Raw genomic sequence first — 21,653 nt, 5'->3', positions numbered from 1 at the left:
GGCTCAGCCGCGCTTCGGCGCCTTGGCGCCGAGCGAGACATGGTCGAGCCGGAAGACGGCGCCGCGCGGGTGCAGCTGATAGCCCTCGACCCAGTCGCGCTGGGCGCCAAGCAGATCAAAGAAGGCCGGGATGATCGAGGGCACCTCGGCGTTCATCAGCTTCTGCGCCTCGCCGTAGAGCGCGCGGCGCTTGGCCTCGTCGACCGTGGCCCTGGCCTCGAAGACCAGCTTGTCGAAGACGGCGTTGTTCCAGCGCGTCTCGTTCCAAGCGGCGTTGGAGGTGTAGAGCAGCGAGAAGATGGCGTCGGCCGTCGCCTGCATGTTGTAGAAGCCGACATAGAACGAGCCCTTCTTCCAGACCTGGTCGAGATAGGTCGCGTGCGGCATGGTCTCGACCTTGATGTCGAAGCCGGCGGGCTTGGCCATCTCGCGCAGCGCGACCGCGAGCTGGGTGCGCTGGCCCGGCCGGTCGGAGGCGATCAGCGTCGCTTCGAGCCCCTTCTGATAGCCGGCCTCGGCGAGCAGCCCCTTGGCCTTGGCGATGTCGGCCTTCTTGGCCGGCAGGTCGGCATAGAAGCGATAGGCGGGGTTGAGCGGCGTGTCGTTGCCGGCCGAGCCGAAGCCCTCGGTGACGAAGTCGACCATCGCGGCACGATCGACGGTGAGCGCCAGCGCCTGGCGCACGCGCACGTCATTGAACGGCTTCTGGTCGCAGCCGAAATTGACGTTGCAGAACTGGCCCGAGGGCACGCGCAGCGCCTTGACGCCCGACGCCTTCTGCAGGCGCCCGAACTCGGTCGGCGGCGTGGTGGTGATGAGGTCGGTGTCGCCCGAGATCAGTGCGGAAGCCTCGGCGCTGACGTCCGGGTAGATCACGACCTCGATCCGGTCGAGATAAGGCCGGTCCTTGTCATAGAAGGCCTCGTTGCGAGCGACGACGATCAGGCGTTCCGGCTCGAAGGAGACGAGCTTGAACGGGCCGGTGCCGACCGCCTGGCGGTCGAGCTTCTCTAGCCCGCCTTTGATCACGGCGGCCGGCACGATCTTGGCGTTGGTGTAGGCCAGCGTCACCGGCAGGTCGGCGAACGGCGCCGACAGGTTGAAGACGACGGTGGCGTCGTCCTTGGCGGTGACCTTGGCGATCGGCCCGACATTCTGGCGGGCGGGCGAGGCGGTCTTGGCGTCGAGGATCGCCTCGAAGGTCGCGACGACGTCTGCTGCGGTGCAGGGCGAGCCGTCATGGAAGGTCAGGCCTTTGCGCAGGGCGAAAGTCCATTCGGTCAGGTCAGCGGAATTCGTCCAGGATTCAGCGAGATCCGACTCAGCGCTCATGTCGGGCTTCAGCCGGGTCAGGCCGGAATAGAGCAGTTCGGCGACGAGATATTCCGGGTTCACCCGGGTGACGAGCGGGTTGAGCTTGGCGACCGCCTGGTCGACGCTGACGCGCAGCGTGCCGCCACGGCGCGGCGCCTGGGCGAAGGCCGGCACGCCGGACAAAGCGAGACCGCTCAGCGCGGCGGAAGCGGCGAGGAAATCGCGACGATGGATGCTCGGCATGGGGCGCTCCTTCAGCTCTGGGACGGCGGGATGTCGGGGTTGAGATCGGGCCTGAAATCGGCGGCGAGATAGGACAGCACGGCCTGCGCCAGCGAGACGATGTCAGGCACCGTCGTGTATTCGCCGGGCGAATGGATGTTGCGGTCGGGCCGGCCAAGACCGCCGAGCAGCACCTCCTGCTGGCCGGTCGCGCGCTGGACCCAGCCGAAATCGGAGCAACTCGCCGCGCCCCAGCGCCGGAAATCCTCGGGCGCGTAGCCGAAGCCCTGCCCCATCGCCGCCTGCCAGCGCAGCCAATGTGGGCCGGCCGGATCGGCAGTCGGCATGAGATGGCCGACCAAGGCGGTCTCGACTGTGAGGCCCGGCACGGCGGCGACGCTGCGGTGGATCACCGCCTCGATCTCGGCCAACGCCGCCTCGAAGCGTTCCTCGGGGGCATAGCGCCGGTTGATCGTCAGTTCGAGGAGCGCAGGAACCTGGCCGCCGGCGGTGCCGCCCTCGATCGCGGCCAGGTTGAGCTGGGCGGTAAGCCGCGGTTTGCCGGGCGGTGGCGGTAAGGCGGAGGTCCGGGTCGCGATCTGTGCCTTCAGCTCCATCAGCGCATTGAGCAGCGGCAGGGCGCCCTCGATCGCGTTGAGGCCGGAGCCCTTGCGATTACCCTCGCCGGCGTGAACAGCCTGGCCGTGGATGCGCACCAGCAGATTGAACAGGCCAAAGCAGCCGGCCCAGATCCGCGCCTCGGCGCTGCCATTGAAGTTGAGGATGTGGCCGGGGAGATTCCCCTGCTCGGCGAGATAGCGGATGCCGGGATAAAGGCCGCCCTCCTCATCGGTGCAGAACAGCAACATGGGGTCATAAGCGAGCGCGACACCGCAGGCCCTCGCCGCACGCAAGGCCAGGAGGATCGCGGCGATGCAGCCCTTCATGTCGGCCGCGCCAAGTCCGATCAGGCAATCGCCATCGCGTCCCATCACGAGCGGGTTGCTTTCCCAGCCGGCCGCAGCAGGAACGGTGTCGACATGGAAGTAGAGGCCGCAGACCGGCCGGCCACTGGCGCGGCTGGCGATCAGGTTGGTGCGCGGGCCGGCGGCCGGACCGTTCGGCACCTTCCACCGGCTCTCGGGCACGGTCACGCGCTCGGTCGCGAAGCCGAGCGGTGCGACGAGTTCCTCCATCAGCCCGGCGAAGCCGTCATAGCCCAGGCCCGGCGGGAACGAGGTGTCGACCGCGATCATTCGGCCGAGCTCGGCGACGGCGCCTTCGATATTGTCGGCGATCCAGCTGCTGGCCTCGGCCAGCGCCTTTTCACCACGCGACAGGGATGCGGGCTCACTCATCGCTCAGCCCAACGACGCCGTGCTTGTCCAGCGGCAGCGTGATCTGCGATGGAACCCTCGAAAAGCCGCAGTTGGCAACGCCATTTGCGGATACCTCTCTTTCATATAAACTATATAGAAATAGGAACGATCGGCATGCCTCCTGTCAATGCCAAAAAAGCGACGGCCACTGCCGCCGGAACGGGCAACGGCGCCGGGGCCTCGGCACCGACCCTGCCGAATTTCGGCGCTGGGGAAGCCGCACCGCTCTATGAGCGCGTGAAACGGCACATGTCGGAGGCGATCCTCGTCGGCGAATGGCCGCCCGGCATGGTGCTGCCGAGCGAGACCTCGCTGGCCCAGGGCTTCGGCATCGCCGTCGGCACGGTCCGCCGGGCGATGGCCGATCTGGTGGCGGAGGGGCTGCTGACGCGCCGCCGCAAGACCGGGACGGTGGTGACCGGACGCACGCCGCATCACAGCCTGCGCTTCGTCTTCCAGTATTTTCGCCTCCACCGGGCCGATGGCAGCCTGGTGCGCTCGACCAGCCAGTTCCTCAGTGTCGAGGCCCTGCCTGCCACGCAAGCACAGGCCGAGGCTCTCCAGATCAAGGCCGGCGGCGTGATCAGCGTCCACCGCATCCGCCATGCCGACGGCCACCCGGTGATGCACGACAAGCTGCTGCTGGCGCAGGAGCGGCTGCCGGACTGGCCGCGCGACATCGCCGAGTTGCCGCCTTTGCTCTACCTCCACCTGCTCGAGCGCTACGGCATCCGGATTTCGGCCATGCGCGAGCAGATCACCGCCGACCTCGCAAGCGAGGAGGACGTCGCGCTATTGGCGCTCGCCGCTGGTGATCCGGTGCTGACGATCGACGAGGTCGCCTACGACCAGGCCGGTATCCCGACGATCCTCGGCTGGCATCGCGCCACGACGCGAGCCCATATCTACGTCAACGAGGTGCGGTAGCTGCGGCGCTTTCAGCAGCGCTGATAGATGTCCTCGATGCGGATGATGTCGTCCTCACCGAGATAGGAGCCGACCTGCACCTCGATGATCTCGAGCGGGATCTTGCCTGGATTGGCCATGCGATGGACGCAGCCGATCGGCAGGTAGATCGCCTCGTTCTCGTGCACGAGGATGGTCTCATGGTCGCGAGTCACCTGCGCGGTGCCGCGGACCACGACCCAGTGCTCGGCGCGGTGATGATGCTTCTGCAGGGAGAGCACGCCGTTCGGCTTGACAGTGATCCGCTTGACCTGATGGCGCTCGTCGAGATCGACGGAGAGATACTTGCCCCAGGGCCGGTGGATCTCGCGATGGCTGGCTGCTTCCGGCTCATGGTTCGCCGCGACCAGCGCGACGACGTCCTTGACCTTGTCGGCCTTGGCTTTCGACGTCACCAGGATGGCGTCGCGGGTCGCGATGACGGCGACATCGTCCAGCCCGGCGATGGCGACGACCGCATCCTCTGAGCGGACCAGGTTGTTCGCGCCATCGAGCACGTAGCCGCGTCCCTGGACGACGTTGCCGTGCGCGCCCTTCTCGGAAAGCTGCCAGACCGCGCTCCAGTTGCCGACATCCGACCAGCCGAAATGACCGGCAATCACCGCCGCCGTATCGGCCTGCTCCAGCACCTGAGGCTCTGCCGCGATCGCCGGCAAATCGGCGGAACCGTCGGCTTCGAGCATGCGGATGCCGAGATTGACCCCGTTAGCTTTACCGTTGCCGATCGGCGCCCTGGTAGCCGCCTGGAGCCTCACCTGCATCGTCGCCGCGTCGAAGACGACATTGCCGGAGTTCCAGAGATAGCCGTCGGCGAGATAGCGCGCCGCCAGCGCCGCGTCAGGCTTTGCCGCCACGTCCTCGACCCCGCGTACACCCTCGGCGATCTCGGTTCCCGGGCGGATATAGCCATACGCGGTCGCCGGATAGCATGGAGGTATGCCGATCGCGACGATACGACCCTGTGCGGCGACTGCCGCGGCCCTGGCGCAGGTTTCGACGAAGAGCTTGCCGTCCTGCACGACATGGTCGGCGGGGAAGATGCCAACGAGCGCGGATTCACTCCGGGCCAAGCCAAGCTCGGCCGCGATCGCCGCGGCGGAATGGGCGCCGCGCCCAGCCGGCTCCAGCACGATCTCGGCGCGCAGGCCGATCGCCTGCAACTGGTCGGCGACGGTGAAGCGCTGCTCCGCGTTCGTAACCACGATCGGTGTGTCGAACACGCCAGGATCGGACAGGAGCCGAAGCGTGCGCTGGAAGGTTGAGTCCCGGCCGAAGAGCGGGATGAACTGCTTGGGCATCGTCTCGCGCGCGATCGGCCACAGGCCGGCGCCATGTCCCGTGCATATCACGACCGGGATGATCTTCGGCATGGGCCCTGCTCCCAGAAAGCGGCTGCTGATCGCGCCGCAATACTGGAAGAGAAACCGCCGGGCTCAAGCGGCCATCTCGGCTGATCTCCCGAGCGAAGTTGCCGCATCGTCGGGCGATCGGCTCCTCCGATCGCCCTACCCCGTCTGCGCTCACTCCTCCCGGAAGCTCGACCGCATCGAGTCGGTCAGCGGCTGCATCAGATAGGCGATGGCAGTGCGCTCGCCGGTCGGGACATAGACCTCGGCCGGCATGCCGGGCCGGAGCTTGGCCCTGACCTTGGGCGGGAAGCCCGAGGCCGAGACGCTGACGCGCAATTCGTAGACCATCTGCTGCAGGACATCGTCGCGCAGCGCGTCCGCCGCGACGGATTTGACCTCACCGACGGTGAACGGCGTCGCCCGGCCCTTGAACGACGGCAGGCGCACCTCCGCGGCCATGCCCGGATGCAAGTTGTTCACGTCCATCGGCGAGACCTTGGCAGTGACGATGAGCTCGTCGTCCTGCGGCACGATCTCCATCAGAGTCTCGCCCGGCTTGACCACGGCGCCGACGGTATGGATCTTCGAAGCCACCACCCGCCCGGCCCGCGGCGCACGGACTTCCGCGCGCGCCAGCACATCCTCTGCCATGCGCAGCTTCTCGCGGGCATCGGCGAGCTTGACCCGGCATTCGGCGAGCTTGGTCGAGGCTTCTTCGGAGGCTTTCAGGCCGATCTGGCTCATCTGGAGCCTGATCTCGTCATTGGCGACCGAAAGCCGCGCCAGATCGGCCTCCAGCGAGCCCATGCGACCCTGCAATTCGGTCAGCGAGCGCTTTAGCGGGTTGATCCGCGTCGCGGCGACATAGCCCTTGTCGGCAAGAGGCCGCAGGCTGACGAGCTCCTCGTTGATGCTCGCGGCCTGCCCGATCGCGGCCTCGCGCTGCGCTTCGTTCGACTGGTACTGCTTTTCGGACTGCGTCAGCCGCTCCTTCAGGATCGAGACCTCCAGCTTCTGCGTGGATTGCCGTTCCTTGAACAGGCGCTCCTGGTCGAGCATGACCCGGCGTGCCTCCTTTGTTTCAGCGGTGTCGAGCAGTTCGCTCGGGAAAGTGATGCGGTCGAGCCGGTCGATTTCGGCCGTGAAGCGCGCTTCCTCACCCAGGGCCTGCAGCACGATCAGCCGCGCCACGCTGCGCTGCGCCGCCGCCTGCGTCGTATCGAGGCGCAGCAGGGTTTCGCCAGCCTTGACGTCGGCCCCGTCGCGCACCGCGATCGCCTCGACGAGCCCGCCTTCGAGATGCTGCACGGCCTTGCGATCGCTCTCGACGACGATGCTGCCATGCGCCACCACGGCGCTGTCGAGGCGCGCGGTCACCGACCAGAGGCCGCCGGCCCCCAGCGCGAGGCCGACCACGACATAGCCCTTGCGCACCGGGGCGCGCCAATCGCCATCCCCCGCAGCGGGCAAGCTCGTGCGCTGGAGCCATTGCCTCGCGACCGTGAACAGGGGTTCGAGGCGCCGGCGCCAGGCCAGCCGGTTCAGGATGGATTTCATTGTGTTCGGGACGAGCTTCAGCTTGTTCAGGACGGAATTCATCGACGTGCCCACCTTGCTGCCGAGAGCGGCTCGACCTGTCCCGTCTGGCCGCGCTGTGGCGGCTGGATGCGTGCGCCATTGCCCGGCTGCAGCAGCACCGGCAGGATTTCGTCGCGCCCGCCGACCCTGACGGCCTGGCCCTTCTGCATCAGGATGATCTTGTCGACCTGCGAGAGCAGTTGCGGGCGATGGGTGATCACGACGACGATCGCGCCGGCATCGCGCAGGCCGGCCAAGGAGCGCGCCAGCGCGGCATCGCCATCCATGTCGAGATTGGCGTTCGGCTCGTCGAGCACGACCAGCGCTGGCTGCCCGTAAAGCGCGCGTGCCAGCCCGATGCGCTGGCGCTGCCCGCCGGAGAGGATCGCTCCGCCCTCGCCGATCTGCGTGGCATAGCCGTCCGGGAAGCCCTGGATCAGCTCATGCGCCGAGGCGGCCGAGGCGGCAGCGACGGCGGCCTCGTCGGTCGCGTCGGGGTCGAAGCGGGTGACGTTGTCGCGCACGCTGCCGGCGAACAGTTCCACATCCTGCGGCAGATAGCCGAGGATGCGGCCGCGCTGCTCGTCGGGGAAATGCCTGATGTCGTTGCCGTCGAGCCGCACCACGCCATGGGCCGGGGACCAGACGCCGACCAGCGCCCGGGCCAGCGACGACTTGCCGGAGCCGGTCAGCCCGACCACGGCAGCGATCTCGCCGGGCTCGACCTCGAACGAGACGTTGTGCAGCAGCAAGGTCTTCCCGTTCGGGCTGCGCACGCTCAGGCCCTCGACCCGCAGCGAGCCGGCCGGGTTCGGCAAGGTCATCGGCGTCATATCATCCGACGGCGCCTTCAGGGTCCGGTTCAGGCGCTGCAAGGCGCTGCGGGCGGAGACGAAGCTCTTCCATTGGCCGACGGCGCCCTCGATGGGCGCGAGCGCGCGGCCCATGATCAGCGATGCCGCGAACATCGCGCCGGCCGCGAGGTTCTGGTTGATCGCGAGATAGGCGCCGACGCCGAGCACCGCGCATTGCAGCGTCAGCCGCAACAGCTTCGTCGCCGCCAGCAGCGTCCCGCCCCAATCGGCCGCGGCCGTGTGGTACGCCAGCGCCTGGCCACGCTGGCGCTGCCATTGCTCGCGGATCGGCTGGCCCATGCCGAGCGCCTTGATGATCTCGGCGTTGCGCAGCGAGGCCGTCAGCCGCTCGTTCGCGCCGTGGCCGAGCTCGGAAGCGCGGATCAGCGATCCCTTGGTGATGCGCTCGTTCAGTAGGGCGACACCCAGGATCGCGATGGCGCCTAGCGTGGCGACGGCGCCGATCGCCGGATGCAGGATGAAGCAGAGGGCGAGATAGATCGGAATCCAGGGCGCATCCATCAGCGACGGCACCAGGCTGCCGGAGAGAGTCGCCCGCAATGTCTCGACATCGCGAATGGGCAGGGTCGGCGAGCCCTTCGCGTCGAGCGCGCCGTTGAAGGCCGCTTCGAAGGCAGGCTCGGACAGCGCCTTGTCGACGCACAGGCCGAGCTGGACCAGCGCCCGGCTGCGGAAATGCTCGAGTGCGGCATAGGCCGCGAACAGGGCGAGCACGATCAGTGACAGCATGACCAGCGTGGTGCCGTTCCGGCTGGTCAGCACCCTGTCATAGATTTGCATCGTGTAGAGCGGGGAGACGAAGACGAACAGGTTCAGCACGAAGGAAAGCCCGAACAGCGATGCGAATGCGGGCGTCAGCTTGCGAACCGTTTGCGAGAGCATGTCCGTCGGTTTCCTTGGCGCGATTGCAGCCGTCGACGCCGGCGTATCCGGGCGGGCGGCAATCATTGGGAGAGGAAGGCATGGCCCCCGCGAAGCTCGTCGCGGAGATTGGCGACCCGGCCATCACGGCCGGGTCGCCTCGAGGCAGCGGCTAGATCGCCGTGCGTTCTAACGGACGCGAAATGGCGATCTAGCTCTTTGTTTCAGCATCGGATTTCCCGAAAAGTGGACTCCACTTTTCGGTCCGATGCTTCAGGCGCTACCAGTGCCAGTGCGAGAGCTGGCTGTGGCTGTGGTGGTCGTTGTCGTCGTCATGGCGCGACTGGCTGCCTCGCCAGTCATTACGGCTGGTGTCATCGCTGGCCACCTGACTGTCCCGCGACCAGTTGCGGCCGCCGCTATGGTCGTCGCCGCGCGATGAGCCGCCATCCCAGGACCAGCGGCCGCCACTGAGGCCGCCCCAGCCACCATGGCCGCTCCAGCCACCATGTCCGGAATTCGACGGAGTTTCCGCGTCCGTACCACCCGTACCGGCGTCGACCTCGGGAATGGTGATCACGTCCGGGTTCTCGGACGGATTGGAGACCGGCGTTTCCGATTGCGGCGTTTCGGGCTCGGCGGTGACCGGCGGGGTCTCGCTGCCAGGCTCGGAGGTGCCGGGCGTCGTGCCCTCCCCGGTCGCAGGCGTCGTCGGCGTCTCCTCGCTCGGCGTCGACGGCTCGGCGGTCACCGGAGGCGTCTCCGTAACCGGCTCGGAGGTCGTCGGCGGCGTGCCGCTCCCGTTCCCGCTGGATGGTGTCTCGACCTCGGGCGAGGTCCCGGTCAGCGCCGAACCGACCGAGTCGAACGGCACGGAGTCGATGCCATGCGCCTGCGCCATCGACCCTGAGACGAAGCCATAATTGCCGTTCGCCGCATCGACGAAGCCCGCTTGGCTCGTCTCGGCACTGCCGATATCGCCGCCCTGGCGCTGGAAGCTCGCCAGCGAGACGTCGGCGATGGTCAGCTCGCCACCATCCGGGTTGTAGTAGACGTTATCGTGGATCAGGCTCGGATCGGTCTGGTCGGTATCGATCGTGTTGCTGCCGTCTCCGGAGACCTGGATGAAGTTGTTGTAGGTCTCGTTGCCATTGATCGCGTGGTCGTCGGCCGTGATCGTCGAGATCCCGTACTTGCCGTTGTCGAGCAGCGTGTTGTCGTGGATCTCGTTGTTCGATCCGCCATGGACGAGGATGCCGCTGAACGTCGTCCCCTGAACGAAATTGCCGTAGATCTGGGCATTGCTCGCCATGTTGTCGAGATAGATGCCGGAGCTCCAGTCTTCCGCGAAGCCGCCATCCTTGGTGTTCGTTCCACCGGTGTCGACGATGGTGTTGTAGCGGATGACGCTGCCGTCCGCGCCGGAATCGTCGGCCGAGAACAGGTAGATGGCGCCGGTATCGGGCGTCTGCTGCCCGGAATGGCGGATGTCGTTGTATTCGATGGTGTTTCCGCCGGACTGGATGTCGGGATCGTAGTTGACCTCGGAGATGCCGAAGCGCGGCACGTTCGTGATCGTGTTGTGATCGATCTGGTTGCCCGCCGACTCCGTCATGTCGATCGAGCCGTACTGGACGAACACCTCGTTCGAATGGTCGACGGTATTGTTCGTGACGCGGTTGTCGCTCGTTCCTGCCGTCATCGCGACGGCGCTCGACCAGGTATGCTCGAAGCTGTTGCCCGAGACGGTATTCCCGCTGCTGTCGCCATGCAGGGCGACGCCGACGCCGACATTGGTGAAGTGGTTGCCCTCGACGACCAGTCCGGTTGCGTCATGCGCCTCGATCGCAGCGGTCTCGGGGTCGCCCGACTTCGAAGCGGTGTCGGTGAAGGTCATGCCCTTAAAGGAGACGTTGTCGGCGCCGTCGACGACGAAGATGCTGTGATCGCCGGAGACGACGCCGCCCTGGCCGGTGAAGCCGTCCGGAGCCTTGTACGAAATGGTCTGCGTCTCGGCGTCGTAGGACCACTCGCCAACATTGTCCGGCGTGTCCTGCGAAACATAGTAGCGGCTCGCGGCGCCAAGATCGTAATTGGCCTCCGTGGTGAAGGTCATCACATTGCCCTGGACCGAGGCGACGGTCAGCACCTCGCTGGAATAGCCGTTCTCGGTGAAGACCGTGACCGTGTCGCCGGCTTTCGGCTCCTCGCCGGCCGGGTAATCCGACGGGTTGTACGCCATCGACTTCTGGGCGTCGTATCCTGCCGGGAGATCCTGCCCCCAGAGCCAGCCGCCATGAACCGGATCGTTCGGATCGACGTCGGGGTAGCGGCTCTCGGTCTGCTTCTCGCCGTTGACGGTGAACTGCTGGACGTCCTCGGCATCGACATGCGCCGTCCAGATGCCGTTTGCACCTTCAGTCCAGCCGGTCACTTGCGTGCCGCCGCTGATGACGACGTTCTGTCCGGACATCGCTACGAAGGACGAACCGGAATCGGCGGAGGTCAGCTGGAGTGCGTCGTCCACATAATAGGTGCCACCGGCAATGTAGATCGTGTCTGCACCATTGCTCTGGTGCATGGCTTCCACCGCCCGCTCCAAAGTCTGGAAAGCTGAATTTGCATCCGATCCTGTATTGTTATCGTTTCCGGTGGTCGAGACATAAATTGTGGCCATAAAGGGGCTCCTTTTTTGGCGGGAACACATTAAGTGATCGCTGCCTAGATACCCTTGAGACCTGATTCGGCGCCACCTAAACCGACGAACGCTTACTCCGAGGGATTAGTCCAAACGAACTAATCCTCTTGTTTTGGCACAATATATCAATGGATTAATTCTTGGCGTCGCCAGCCTCATCCTGTTGATGGATTGGCCTCATACGCTCCGAGGCAGCGGTTTGCCTCACAGATCGGGCCCTCAAATGGCCTTATTCTCGAAACCAGAAGGCGAAATCACCGCTTATGTCAACGCGGTCGGGTCCGCCCCGGTTCCACCGTCCGAATGGCAGACCGTCAAATGATGGTCGCAGAACCGGGCACTCGCAGCCAGGCGATCGACATAGGCGCGGAAAGCCGCCAGCGTTCCGACGGGGCGCTGGCAGCCATCGCAGATGACCAGCGCCTCGGGTGACAGGTCGCTCGGCAGATGGACCGCGGGCGACCCGCATTCCTTGCAGCTGAACCCGCCCCCCGTCGATGGCGCAGGCGCGCCAATGTCCGGGGGCGCAAGCAGCGCTGCATAACGATGCAAGAGCCGGCTCATGCCGAAGCCTGATAGAAGGACTTGTAGTTGCGATAGACCCGGCCGCGGTCAGACACGTCGTACCGGCCCTGCTCCTCGAGATCGACGCCGTTGAGCACGACGCCTGCGACATCCAGACCGAGCTTGCCGAGATGGTCGAGCGTCGCGGAAACGGTGCTCTTCAGCGTGTCGTTCCATCTGACCACATGCAGCACGGTATCGGCGTGCTCGCGCAGCAAGGCGCTGTCGGCGGAGAGCAGCACTGGCGCCACCTCGAACAGGATGACGTCGTAGCGCGCCCGCGCCTCGCGCAACATCGCCTCGAAAGCCGGATTCGAATAAACGTTCTGGCTGTCGCGCAGGCCGGACGCGCGCCGGACCGTGGCGACCGGGCTCGTTCCCGGACCGCCGGCGTCGCCGACCTGCGGCAGGCACTGGTCGAGCAGCGCCTCGTGCGGGAAGTTCTGGCCGAGGAGAAGACGCCGCGGCGAGCCATCCACGACCAGGACCCGCTGGCCCATCATCGCCAGCACGCGCGCCATGGCGGAGGCGACGAAGGACTTGCCCTCCCCCGGCGCCGACGAGGTGATCAGCACGAATTTGGGCGGATTGCTGGCCGGAAACAGCTCGGCCACCATCGAGCGCACCGCCTCGGCGAAGACCAGGCTCTCCAGCCCGCCCGGATAATGCTCGAGATTCGGCAGAAGGCCGACGCAGTTGGTTCTCGTCTCGGTGGCGAACTCGTTCTCGCTGCGGAAGCCGCGATCGCGCTTCTCCAGCAGATAGGAGAGCCCTGCCCCGGCCATCAGCCCACCCGCCATGGCCAGCCCCAGCACCAGCGACGGCTTGATCGAGCTCGGCAGCGAGGGAATGTCGGCCGGCGCGACGATCTGGGCGATGATCGGCCGCAATTCGCTCACGGCGCTGGCCTGCTGATGGGCATCCGAAAGCTGCTTCAGGCGGTCGCGCGCCGCCGTCGCTTCGGCCTGCAGGGTGCGCAGCTGTCCTTCCAGCCCCCTCGCCTCGATCGACTTGGTCTGCAGCGCCGCGACGCGTTCGCGCAGCGCAGCCTCGGCGGCGCGGGCGGCCTGGACGTCGGTCTCGATATTGGCGACGGATTGCGCCAGCTGCTTCTGCAGCCGCTCCTGTACCGCCGTCAGCGACAGCCGCAGCCGCTGCACCGCCGGATGACGCTCGCCCGACACTGCGACCATCTCGTCGAGCGCCCGGCGGGCCTTGCCCTCTTCGTCGAGGAGCTGCTGGACCACCGGCGAGCTGCCGAGATCGCTGGTCTGCGGGACGTTGCCGGCCGCAAGCGAGACCCGCGCGCGCTGCAGGCGGGTCTCCTCGGCGAGCCGCGCGGCGGAAACCGTGTTGAGCTGGGTCAGCATGTCGCGAAGCTGCTGCTGCTGGATGTCGGCACCGTCCTGTCCGAGCTCGACGAAGCCGGTCCGTACTCGGAAGGTTTCGATCTCCTTCTCGATCCGTCCCAGATTGGCGCGGGCCTCCTGGGCCTGCGCGCCATACCACTGGCTGGAGCGCTGCGAGGCGTTCGCCGTAGCCTCCATCTTTCGACGCAGATACTCGTTCCCGAAGGTGTTGACGATCAGCGCCGCACGGTCGGGATCGGTGTCGCGATAGGTCAGCGTGACCAGATAGGCCTTGGTATCGTTGCTGACGCCGAGCGACGCGAGCAGCCGCTGGGCGGCGATGTCGCGCTGGGTCGGCTCGGCGGCATCGCCAAAACCGGTGAGGTCGCGCAACGTCCTGCGCACAGCCGACGGAAAGATCAGTTCGGCCGCCCCTCCGAGAAGGCCGGAGGACTGCGTCCTTGTCTCCTGGTCGAGACCCAGGCGCGCCGCGACGGCGCGCGCCGTCGCGAGCGAGCGGATGATCCGCGCCTCGCTTTCGACCAGCGTCGAGGCATCGAGCGCGACGCTGCTCGCCTTGCCGCCCCCGCCGCTGTCTTCGCGCGTGAAGTCGAATTGCAGCACCAGGTCGGCGGTGTAGCGCTGCGGCGTCACCATCAGATAGAGGGCCGCCATCAGCATGACCCCGCAGGTGACTGCGGCGATCAGCAATCTGCGGCGCCAAAGCATGGAGAGAAAGTCGAAGGTCACCACATCATAGTGCCTGGCGAGCGTCACAGGCTGACGGGGGCCTCGCATGTCGCTGAATAGATCCATGGCCTCGTGCCTCGCCTGCGGTTTCACCCGGGGATACCGACCGAACCGGCCGGCGCCTCGCGAGCGACCGGCTCCGGCTCAGATCGCCTTGCGCGCTATTTCGCGCCGCGCCCATGCAGAACGGCCGGGACCGTCTGCAGCAGCACGTAGAAATCCAGCCAGAACGACCAGTTGTGGATGTAGAAGCTGTCCTGCCGCTTCTGGACGACGAGATCGCCGTCGCTGCGGTCCGTGACCTGCCAGAGGCCGGTCAGGCCGGGCGGCACGCTGGTGCGCAGCGCCTGGAATGCGGTGTCGAAGCACTGGTTGTGATAGGCTGGGAACGGCCTCGGCCCGACGATGCTCATCTCGCCGCGCAGGACGTTCCAGAGCTGCGGCAATTCATCGAGGCTGGTGCGGCGGATGAGCTGGCCGATCCGCGGCAGGATCCGGGGGTCGTTCGACAGCTTGAAGAAGCGCTCCCATTCATGCCGCGCCGCGCTATCGGCCTCCAGATGCGCGGCGAGCCGCGCCTCGGCGTCGGCATACATGCTGCGCAGCTTGTAGACCTTGAAGACGTGGCCGTTCCGGCCGATCCGCGGCTGGGCATAGAAGGCGGGCCCGTTGTCGACCGCCTTCACCGCCAATGCGATCACTGCGATCACGGGCAGAGCCAGAAGGGCGAGCGGGATCGTGACGACGAGGTCGAGCACCCGTTTCAGGCGCAGGTTGCGCGGCATGTGGATGGCACTGCGCAATTCGAGGCCGAGCAGCCCGCCCATGGCCCGCAATTGGGGATTGAGGACCTGCAGCATCGAGGCGTCGTGGACCACGAAGATCTGGCGAAGCGGCAGGCGGGCCAGCCAGTCGGCCTTCTCGACATGGAGATCCCCCGAGGCGCAGAGCGCGACCTCGATCCCCGGCGAGATAATGTTGGCCTGGCCGCGGGTGATCACCGGAAGGCCCGCAGTCTCCAAAGCCTCGGTGAGCACATCGGCCTCCTCGTCGGTGAGGATGGCGACCGGCTTCAGGCCGAGCTCCGGGTGCAAAGCCAGATCGCGCGCCAGGGCCAGGCAGGCCGGCATCGTGCCGTAGAGCACGGTCGGGGCGGACCAGAGATCGCGCCGCACCAACGCGCCGCGAACCAGCGCCTCGACATAATAGCCGAGCACCACCGACAACCCCGCGCCGGCGACCACGAAGCCCCAGAGATGGCTGGCCGGATCATCCAGCGCGAGCCAGGCGAGCACCACGGCAGCGGCGACGACGTTGCCGAGCGTGCGCCGGCGCAAGCGGTCGACCGGTTCGGACCGGTCGGAACCATAAAGCCCGAAGCCGCCCAAGGCACCGCATAGCGCCAGGGCCCAGACCAGCATCAGGCTCGCCATATTGGTGTCGGTATCCGACACGGCGATAGCCGCGCCCAACTGCAGCAACCCGGCGACGATGGTCAGCGTGACGAGGTCCCCGACCATCAGAGCGGCGGCGACAAGCCGCCGCCGCTCGGCTGGCGTGACATTGGCGCCGAGCACCCGGCCCGGCTTTGCCATGCCGATAGAGGTGGGCACGACAGTCGTGACTACATCCGGCATGACAGACTCCTGGGATCTCGCTCGGCTGAGCATGTCCGCACTTCCTTGAAGCGCAGACATGCCCCAACTCTTTGTTTTGTCGCATTTTCTTCCCGCGAGCCGGTATCCACCTCGCTCGAAAATGCTCCAGGCGGAAAAGCGGCGCTACTGCGCCGCGATCGTGGGGATGTGCTCGATGCCGGCCTCGCGCTCGGCCCTCGCCTTCACCTCGCCCGAGATCCAGGCATAGGTCGGGATCAACCCCTCGCCGAGATGGATCGAGGGTTCCCAGCCGAGGACCTCGCGCAGGCGGTTGTTGTCGCTGTTGCGACCGCGCACGCCTTGCGGACGATTGATGTTGAAGCGCTTGTGGATCGTCTTTCCGGAGATCCCGGCGATGATGTCGACCAGCCCGCTGACATCGACCAGCTCGTCCGTACCGAGGTTGAGCGGCCCGGAATAGTCAGAGCGCATGATGCGGTAGATGCCCTCGACGCAGTCGTCGATGTACATGAAGGAGCGGGTCTGCTTGCCGTCACCCCAGACCTCGATCGTCTCGCCCGACTTCGCCATCGCGACCTTGCGGCAGATCGCGGCCGGCGCCTTCTCCTTGCCGCCGTCCCAGGTGCCGAGCGGCCCGTAGACATTGTGGAAGCGGACCAGCCGGGTCTGGAAGCCGTAGTCCTGGGTGAAATACTCGCACAGCTTCTCGGTGTAGAGCTTCTCCAGCCCGTATCCCGGCTCGGGATCGGCGGGGAAGGCATCGTCCTCCTTCAGGGGCACGACCGTAGGCACGTCCTGAAGATATTGCGGATAGACGCAGGCCGAGGACGAGAACAGGAAGCGCTTGACCTTGGCGTCGTAGGCCGCCTTCAGCATCTGCGCGCTGATCATCGTGTTGTTGAAGGTGATCGAGGCGTGCGCGCCGGAGATGTAGCCGATGCCACCCATGTCGGCGGCGAGATTGTAGACCTCGTCCATGCCGTGGACCGCTTCACGGCAATCATCCATCTCGCGCAGGTCGAGAATGCGGAATTCATCCGCCGCGCTGGCTTGGTACTCCGGGTCCTTGATATCGACTCCTCGGACCCAATAGCCTCGATCCTTGAGGTAATTGACAAGATGGAAGCCGATAAAGCCGCCAGCGCCAGTAACCAGCACAGATTTCTTGGACATTACTTCGCTCCACTGAAGAATGGGACTCAGTGATAGCGTTTTTATCTTTTTAAATCAGGTGGTTAAACGGAACTATAACCCTTTTGGGACGAGCTATCTCTTGGGGTTAGACCTACCTTTTGGAGGTAGCAGCCAGCGCGGTCCTCTGCCGGAGCAGTTGCAGGCTGGCGCCGAGCATGAACTGCGGCACGATCTTGCCGTAGCGGCGCCAGAGCCGCCGCGGTTCCGAGAGCAGCCTGAACAGCCATTCGAGCCCGCGCTTCTGCATCCAGGCCGGGGCCTGGCGCTTGGTGCCGGCGAGGAAATCGAATGCGGCGCCGACACCGATCATGACCGGCGCCTCGATCCGGTCGAGATGCGCGGCCATCCAGTATTCCTGCTTCGGCGTGCTGAGCCCGACCCAGACGATGTCCGGTTTGGCGGCGTTGATCATGCGCACGATCTCCTCGTCCTCCGCCGCCGATGAAGGACGGAACGGCGGCGAGAAGGTGCCCGCGACAGAAAGTCCGGGAAAGCGCGCGGTGAGACGCTCGCGCAGGCGCTCGGCAAGGCCGGGCGCGCCACCGAAATAATATTGGCGATAGCCCTTCTCGGCCGACAACGCCGTGAGACGCAGCATCAGGTCCGGGCCGTAGACCCGCTCGGTCCGGCCATGGCCGAGCTTGCGGGCCATCCAGACCAGCGGCATGCCGTCGGGCGTTGCCATCCCCGCACGCTCATGGATCGCCATCAGCCTGGGATCCGACTGGCTCTCGATCACGCCGTGGACGCCGGTGATGCAGACATAGTTCCGGGCCTTGCGGGCGATCCAGCCCTCGACCGCGCCGAGGGCGTCCGCCATGGTGATGGCGCTGACGTTGACGCCCATGATGCGTGCGCGGGGAAGCGTGCCGTCCTGCGTCACGAGCTCACCCTCGCGACCTCGACCCTACGCACGGGGTCGTGCATCTTCGACAGCACACCTTCGAAATAGGCGATCGTGCGCTTGAGCCCATCCCGCAGGGGCACCTTGGGCCGCCAGTGCAGCAGCTCGTGCGCCTTGCTGATGTCGGGGCAGCGCTGGCGCGGATCGTCCTGCGGCAGCGGCCTGAAGACGATCGGCGAGCGCGAGCCCGTCAGCGAGATGATCAGCTCGGCGATCTCGGCCATGGAGGTCTCGACCGGATTGCCGAGATTGACCGCGCTGTCCAAAGGCTGGGTCACGTTCATCAGCCGCATCAGGCCTTCGACCAGGTCGTCGACGAAGCAGAATGCGCGGGTCTGGCGGCCATCGCCATAGAGCGTGATCGGCTCGTTGCGCAGCGCCTGGACGATGAAGTTGGAGACGACGCGGCCATCCTCCAGATTCATCCGCGGCCCGTAGGTGTTGAAGATGCGGGCGACGCGGATCTCGACGCCATGGCGCCGCTTGTAGTCGTAGAACAGCGTCTCGGCGCAGCGCTTGCCTTCGTCATAGCAGGCGCGCGGACCGCTGATGCTGACGAGCCCGCGATAATCCTCGACCTGCGGATGGACGTCCGGGTCGCCGTAGATCTCGCTGGTCGATGCCTGCAAGATCGGGATGCCGAGCCGCTTGGCCATGCCGAGCATGTTGATCGCGCCGAGCACGCTGGTCTTCGTGGTCTGCACGGGGTCGCGCTGATAATGCACCGGCGAGGCCGGACAGGCGAGATTGTAGATCTCGTCGACCTCGAGATAGAGCGGGAAGGTCACATCGTGCCTGAGCGTCTCGAAATTGGGCAGGCCGAGCAACGCCGTCAGGTTCTCGCGGCGCCCGGTATAATAGTTGTCGACCGCAATGACCTGGTGCCCCTGGGCGACCAGCCGCTCACAGAGGTGGCAGCCAACGAAGCCGGCGCCACCTGTGACAAGGATACGCTTCTGCATGTCTGAGCTCCGCCGGATCGTGCACGGGAGGGAGCCAAAAGCTTTGCCGCAAGCGCCGCCTTCTCAAAGGACGCTTTGGGAGGTGAGCGCCCCGGCGCGAACAAGGAAGGGCTACTCCCACGCGACGCGAATGGCACCTCGGCCCGAGGATGGCTGCCGCGCTCGACTATGGGATTAATCCGGTAGCGACACGCCTTGGCCCGAATGCCAATGCGGAAAGCGGCCCTGCCCTGACATCCTGCCGGCATCGCATCGCCCCTCTTCGGGCACGACGATCGGAGCCGGCTTTGGACACGTCAATCCACCCCCGGAAACCTCACCATGCCTCGCGCGCCGCGGCACTCGCCGTCCCATCGGGATGGCATTGGCTCCAGCCGCTCATCCTGGCGCTGGTGGCTTGGGCACTCATCCTGGTCGTGACCGTCTCGGCCGCCGAGCGCGAGGCAGCCGACACGCTCTCGATCGGCGACAAGGTCACGATCTCGGTCTTCGGGCAGAGTGATCTCTCCGGCGACTTCGTCCTCGACGGCTCTGGCGCGGTCAACATGCCGCTGGCCGGGCGGATCAGGATCGCCGGGCTCTCGGCGTCGGAAGCGGAAGCGCGAATCCGCAGCGCGCTGATGGACGGCTATCTGCGCGATGCCGTGGTCAGCCTGCGGATCGCCGAGCTGAAGCCGGTCTACATCATGGGCGAGGTGCGCTCGCCGGGGACCTATCCCTTCCGGCACGGGCTCAACGTCCTCGCGGCGGTCGCACTGGCCGGCGGCTATCGGGTGGGCGACGAGTCGATCGCCGTCCTCAAATCCGAGCTCCTGCTCGCCGACGAGCGCGAGCAGCTGCTCACCGCCTCGCTCCAGACGTTGACGGCACGCCGCCAGCGCCTCGAAGCCGAGCGCGACGGCGTCAAGCAGCTCGTGGCCGATGCACGAAGCGCAGGCAGCGTCCAGATTCTGGCCGGCGAACAGGAGATCCTCGACTTCCAGCGCCGGGCGCGCGAGGGCGAGCGCGATTTGCTGAGCCAGCAGGTCGCGCGGCTCCAGTCCGAAAAGGCCGCCCTGACCGAGCAAGCTCGACTGGTCGAGCGGCAGGTCGAGCTGACGCGCGAGCAATCGAGCGAATACAACAAGCTGGCGACGACCGGCCACGGCTTGCGTACCGTCCAGGTCGAGCGCGAGCGCGACTATACCCGCACGCAGGGCGAAGCGGCGCGCCTGCGGGCGGAGCTGGCCAAGAGCGAGACGGCGCTCGGCGAGCTGACGCTGCGGCTGCGCGAGCTCGACACGACCTATATGCGCCGTGTCGTGCTCGAGCTGCAGGACACCCGGCAAAAGATCCTCGAGGTCGAGCGCAGCCTGCCGACCGCGCGCGAGATCGCTGAAAGCCGGCGTCGCAGGCTTGTGGCGAGCCAGGGCTCCGGTACGGCGGCGGATTGGGACATCAGGATCACGCGACAGGCCGGCCTCACGCCGGTGACGATCCAAGCGAATTTCGAAACCACCCTGCAACCCGGCGACATCGTCCAGGTGACCCCGAAGACGCGCGCTGCGGAGAGCTCCCTTCCAGGGGAGGCGGCAAAGACGCCGGTGCGCCAGCTCACCGGCCTCGCCAGCCAGCAATGACCCTGTCACGGCTCACGCCGGCTGCGCCGCCATGCCTGAAAAGGCAGTCGTCGACGACGTGGCCGAGCGCGATCCAGTTCAATGATCGGGCGATCTCAAGACGACGGGGAGAGCAAGCCCTCTCCCGGCCAGGACGGAGGCACTCTTGACGAGTTCGGAGAAGCACAGCCGGGACGATGGCAGCAGCGCACGCACCGCCCCCTTTCTTCCGGCGGTCCGGAACTCCGCCTTCGCGAAGCATTGGCTCGCTATCGACGAAGGCGGCGCGGAGCTGACCAAGGCCGTGTTCGGTGCGCCCATCCGGCGGGCACCGCCCGCGCCAACTCCGAACAAGGCGGCACAATCCTCGACCTCCTCCGCGCCCGCTTCGCACAGCGCGCCGGCCCCTTCCCGCCTGCGGGCAACCGTCGCCCTGCTCCTGCTCGTCCTGGCCGTGCTTTTCGCCACGCCTGCCGCCAGGCTGCTGGGTTTCGCGCCGCGGCCCGAGCGGGCCGGCACCGCCGAGGTCTCGCCGCGCGGCAAGGCGCCGCTACTGAAACCGAGCCCTCGCCCCGAGGCGAAACGCGCCGGCGAGGCCTGAACGATGCCCGCCAGCGCCACATGGAAACAGAGCCTGCGCCTGAGCGCCCGCACAGCCTCGGCGCACTGGCCCGGCATCGCCCAGTTCCGCCGGAAGCTCTACGAGGCCCGCTTTCGCGCCGGCCAATATCACTGCGGCTACAGCGGCAGGTTTGCCGGCTTCGAGGCGGCCGAGCGTGCCTTGCCGACCGGCCTGTCCGGCTTCGACCATGACGCGATGGCGGACATCGACCACTACACCACCATGGCCGGCGGAATCGAGCCGATGCCGGCGACCGAGTATCCGGTACTGTTCTGGCTGCGCGGCGCGCTCGACGAAGGCGCCCGGACGCTGCTCGATCTCGGCGGCTATGTCGGGCACGCCTTCCGCCAATACGACCGGTATCTCGGCTTTCCCGATGACTTCCGCTGGACCGTCTTCGACCTGCCGCACATCACCCGGGCGGGACAGGCGATCGCCGCACGGCAGCCCACGCCACGCCTGCGCTTCACCAACAGCGCCGACGACGGCTGCGGCATGGAGATCCTGCTCGCAGCGGGCTCGCTGCAATACCTGCCGGAGAACTATCTGCACGAGAGGCTGAAGGCCTGGCCGAAGCGCCCCCGGCACCTGATCGTCCAGCGCACGCCGCTCCACGCGCGGCACTCCTTCGCGACGATCCAGTCGGTGATCACGCGAACGGGCGAGGTCTCGTTCTGTCCTTACAGCGTTCCGGCGCGCACCGGCTTCATCGATGGCCTGCTCGCGCTCGGCTATGAGCTCGTGGATTCCTGGGAGAAGCCACGCAGCCTCGACGTGCCGTTCCATCCGGAATGCCATGTCGAGACCTATTCGGGGCTCTACTTCCGGCTAGGATCCTGACGTCCCCGA

General features: G+C 66.5%; 15 protein-coding genes. 4 read left to right on the top strand and 11 right to left on the bottom strand.

Annotated features, from left to right (window positions below; translation table 11 throughout):
- Window positions 1-3 precede the first annotated feature (3 nt).
- Window positions 4-1,557, bottom strand: coding sequence for an ABC transporter substrate-binding protein (locus tag GV161_RS24610; RefSeq protein WP_152014544.1), 1,554 nt, complete (start codon window positions 1,555-1,557; stop codon window positions 4-6).
- An 11-nt stretch (window positions 1,558-1,568) separates the two neighbouring features.
- The gene (locus GV161_RS24605) at window positions 1,569-2,894 is read right to left on the bottom strand and encodes a M20/M25/M40 family metallo-hydrolase (protein WP_152014543.1); all 1,326 of its coding nucleotides are present in this window, start codon (window positions 2,892-2,894) and stop codon (window positions 1,569-1,571) included.
- Between the two features lie 135 nt (window positions 2,895-3,029).
- On the opposite strand from GV161_RS24605, the gene GV161_RS24600 reads away from it, so the two are divergent.
- The gene (locus GV161_RS24600; RefSeq protein WP_152014542.1) at window positions 3,030-3,842 is read left to right on the top strand and encodes a GntR family transcriptional regulator; all 813 of its coding nucleotides are present in this window, start codon (window positions 3,030-3,032) and stop codon (window positions 3,840-3,842) included.
- Window positions 3,843-3,853: 11 nt separating this feature from the next.
- Here the strand turns inward: GV161_RS24600 and GV161_RS24595 are convergent, their stop codons facing one another.
- The 9 genes from GV161_RS24595 to GV161_RS24555 form a co-directional block, all read right to left on the bottom strand.
- On the bottom strand, window positions 3,854-5,251 hold the full coding sequence (locus GV161_RS24595; RefSeq protein ID WP_152014541.1) for a mannose-1-phosphate guanylyltransferase/mannose-6-phosphate isomerase: 1,398 nt from the start codon (window positions 5,249-5,251) through the stop codon (window positions 3,854-3,856).
- A gap of 150 nt (window positions 5,252-5,401) precedes the next feature.
- Window positions 5,402-6,829 carry an HlyD family type I secretion periplasmic adaptor subunit gene (locus GV161_RS24590; RefSeq protein WP_244624065.1) on the bottom strand — a complete coding sequence of 476 codons (1,428 nt, stop codon included), beginning with the start codon at window positions 6,827-6,829 and terminating at the stop codon, window positions 5,402-5,404.
- Complete coding sequence (locus GV161_RS24585; RefSeq protein ID WP_159650400.1) at window positions 6,826-8,565, bottom strand: type I secretion system permease/ATPase; 1,740 nt, start codon at window positions 8,563-8,565, stop codon at window positions 6,826-6,828. Before GV161_RS24585 ends, GV161_RS24590 begins: the two co-directional genes overlap by 4 nt.
- Before the next feature lie 259 nt (window positions 8,566-8,824).
- The gene (locus GV161_RS24580; RefSeq protein ID WP_159740919.1) at window positions 8,825-11,125 is read right to left on the bottom strand and encodes a right-handed parallel beta-helix repeat-containing protein; all 2,301 of its coding nucleotides are present in this window, start codon (window positions 11,123-11,125) and stop codon (window positions 8,825-8,827) included.
- A gap of 677 nt (window positions 11,126-11,802) precedes the next feature.
- Window positions 11,803-13,953 carry a polysaccharide biosynthesis tyrosine autokinase gene (locus GV161_RS24575; RefSeq protein ID WP_159650398.1) on the bottom strand — a complete coding sequence of 717 codons (2,151 nt, stop codon included), beginning with the start codon at window positions 13,951-13,953 and terminating at the stop codon, window positions 11,803-11,805.
- Between the two features lie 113 nt (window positions 13,954-14,066).
- Entirely contained in the window at window positions 14,067-15,542 is a 1,476-nt protein-coding gene (locus GV161_RS24570; protein ID WP_152014537.1) for an exopolysaccharide biosynthesis polyprenyl glycosylphosphotransferase, read from the bottom strand.
- A 144-nt stretch (window positions 15,543-15,686) separates the two neighbouring features.
- A complete protein-coding gene (locus tag GV161_RS24565) occupies window positions 15,687-16,697 on the bottom strand; it encodes an NAD-dependent epimerase/dehydratase family protein (RefSeq protein WP_152014536.1) in 1,011 nt (336 codons plus the stop codon).
- Window positions 16,698-16,809: 112 nt separating this feature from the next.
- Window positions 16,810-17,565 (bottom strand): WecB/TagA/CpsF family glycosyltransferase, encoded by a 756-nt coding sequence (locus tag GV161_RS24560; protein WP_152014946.1) that lies wholly within the window; start codon window positions 17,563-17,565, stop codon window positions 16,810-16,812.
- A 32-nt stretch (window positions 17,566-17,597) separates the two neighbouring features.
- Entirely contained in the window at window positions 17,598-18,584 is a 987-nt protein-coding gene (locus GV161_RS24555) for a UDP-glucuronic acid decarboxylase family protein (protein ID WP_152014535.1), read from the bottom strand.
- A 392-nt stretch (window positions 18,585-18,976) separates the two neighbouring features.
- On the opposite strand from GV161_RS24555, the gene GV161_RS24550 reads away from it, so the two are divergent.
- The 3 genes from GV161_RS24550 to GV161_RS24540 all read left to right on the top strand — a co-directional run bounded on the left by GV161_RS24550 (window position 18,977) and on the right by GV161_RS24540 (window position 21,644).
- Complete coding sequence (locus GV161_RS24550; RefSeq protein WP_159650397.1) at window positions 18,977-20,203, top strand: polysaccharide biosynthesis/export family protein; 1,227 nt, start codon at window positions 18,977-18,979, stop codon at window positions 20,201-20,203.
- 145 nt (window positions 20,204-20,348) lie between these two features.
- Window positions 20,349-20,783: a hypothetical protein gene (locus GV161_RS24545; protein ID WP_152014533.1), complete on the top strand. Its 435-nt coding sequence runs from the start codon at window positions 20,349-20,351 to the stop codon at window positions 20,781-20,783.
- Window positions 20,784-20,786: 3 nt separating this feature from the next.
- On the top strand, window positions 20,787-21,644 hold the full coding sequence (locus GV161_RS24540) for a methyltransferase, TIGR04325 family (protein WP_152014532.1): 858 nt from the start codon (window positions 20,787-20,789) through the stop codon (window positions 21,642-21,644).
- Window positions 21,645-21,653: the final 9 nt, after the last annotated feature.

It is taken from the genome of Bosea sp. 29B (assembly GCF_902506165.1).
Classification (GTDB): Bacteria; Pseudomonadota; Alphaproteobacteria; order Rhizobiales; family Beijerinckiaceae; genus Allobosea.
This window is presented reverse-complemented; position numbering and strand designations above follow the sequence as displayed.